This is a genomic window from Frankia gtarii, from assembly GCF_025403375.1.
GTDB lineage: Bacteria > Actinomycetota > Actinomycetes > Frankiales > Frankiaceae > Frankia > Frankia gtarii.
In genome coordinates, this window is sequence record NZ_JAMPTM010000490.1 from 1 (window position 1) to 2,260 (window position 2,260).

A 2,260-nucleotide genomic window follows, 5' to 3' on the forward strand; every position below is an offset into this window, starting at 1 on the left:
GGTGCCGGTGGGGGCGGGGGAAGCTCCTTCGCCGCACCCACGGTGAGCTCTGTCGCCCTGACCGCTGGTGTCAACGACGGGACCGTCAACAAGGGCGACGGCGAGGTCGTCATCACGTGGGGTTCCTCGCAGGACCCCAAGCCCACGAAGCCGTCCACGCCTCCGACATCGACACCCACACCGACACCGAGCCCCACATCGAGTCCGAGCGTACCGCCAGGCCCTGCTCCGAAGCCGGCAGCAGCCAACGCCTATGTGATCAACAATTTCGGGAACACGGTCACCCCGATCGACGTGACGACCAATACGGCCGGTGCCCCGATCCGGGTAGGTGCAAGCCCCAGAGGGCTCACGGTCACACCTGATGGCAGGACCGTCTATGTGACGAACCGGGCTGACAACACGGTGACGCCGATCGATGTGGCCACCAACACCCCTGGTGCCCCGATCCCGGTCGGTCAGTTCCCGTTCGGGGTCGCAGTGACTCCCGACGGCCGGACTGCTTACGTGGTGGACAACGCCAGCGATGACGTGACGCCGATCGATGTGGCCACCAATACTCCCGGTGCCCACATCCCGGTCGGGGACGACGCACACTACGTCGCGATCACCCCGGATGGCAGGACCGCCTACGTCACCAATGCCGCAAGCAACACGGTGACGCCGATCGATGTCGCCACCAACACCCCCGGCACACCGATTCCGGCCGGGAACAACCCGCAGGGAATTGTGATCACACCCGACGGCAAGACCGTGTACATCACGGACAACGCCGACGCTGCCAGCGCCACCGTGACGCCGATCAATGTGGCCACCAACACCCCCGGCACACCGATTCCGGTCAGCGACCGTCCGGTCGGGATCTCGATCACGCCCAATGGCCGAACCGTGTACGTCACCAATGAGCGTGACAACGTGGTGACGCCGATCGATGTGGCCACCAACACCCCCGGCACTCCTATCTCCACCGGAGGCATCGAACCGTTCTACATCGCGGTCACGCCGGACGGCGTGGCCGCCTATGCGGTCAACCGCGACAGCGACACGGTGACGCCGATCGATGTGGCCAGCAACACCGCCGGCACCCCGATCCCCGTCGGTGACCGGCCGGTGGGGATCGCGATCAGCGCACCACCGAAGGCCGTACCGCCCCCGCCGGTGTGCGGGACGACCGGTGCGCTGTCCGGGACGACGACAATGACCTGCACGTATCACACCATCGGATCGGACACCTTCACGGTGCCCGCGGGAGTGAGCTCGGTCGAGGTCGTGGTGACCGGCGCCCAGGGCGGGCACTACTTCATCGCTGGTGACGCGGCACACCCGTCTCCGGCAGGGGACATCACCGGGCGTCCCGGAGGCGGCGGTGGCCAGGCGTCCGGGTCGCTGACGGGGCTGAAGGACAACCAGGTCCTGCAGGTGAACGTGGCGGGCAAGGGCGCCAACGGAACCGGGGCCTCGCGCTCGGGCGGAATGAGCAATGGCCCGTCCGGCGGATCGGGAGCCCTCGGCGGGTCCGGTGGGTCCGACGCCGGCGTGTCGGGTGGGCCTGGTGATGGCTCCGGCGCGAACGGCGGAACAGCGTTCAACGGTGGTAACGGCTCCGGCGGCGGCGGTTCCTCCGACGTCCGCGTGGCCGCGGCGGGATGTGTCGCACGCAAGTGCGACCAGTCCACCCGGGTGCTGGTCGGTGCCGGCGGAGGCGGCGGCGGCGGCGTCGGCGGGCAGGGCAACGCGCTCGGCGGAGCCGGGGGTGCCGGCGGCGGTGACGTCGGCGCCGACGGCGGGTCGACCGTCGATGGTGGTAATGCCGGACTCCCGGGCAAGAGCGGCATCCAGACCACCGGAGGCGCCGGAGGCCTGAACGCGTGCCGGCACGGTGCCGGGAATCCCCCGACCACCGATCCGCTGACCGATCCGCGCTGCGGCGGGGACGGTACTGACGGCACGTCCGGTGCCGGCGGTGCCGGCGGTGCCGGGAACCTGCCCTGCACCGGGGTGCACACCCCGCCCTGCCTGGACCCGACCGCCACCACGTCCGGTGGTGGCGCGGGCGGCGGCGCGGGTGGCGGCTACTTCGGTGGTGGCGGCGGCTCCGGTGGCGGCGGCACCTTCGGCGGCTACGGTGGCGCCGGCGCCGGCGGCGCGGGCGGGAGCTCGTTCGCCGCGTCGACCATCGAGAACCCCGTCCTGACCACCGGGGTCAACGCGGGCACGGTCAACGACGGCAACGGTGAGGTCACGATCACCTGGACTCCTC

At 70.4% G+C, this 2,260-nt stretch carries 1 protein-coding gene; it reads left to right on the forward strand.

Features of this window, described 5'->3' with window-relative positions; genetic code table 11:
* Positions 1 to 381: 381 nt before the first annotated feature.
* Positions 382 to 2,260: beta-propeller fold lactonase family protein (locus NBZ83_RS31745; protein WP_261576465.1), on the forward strand; the 1,879-nt coding region annotated here is incomplete at its 3' end.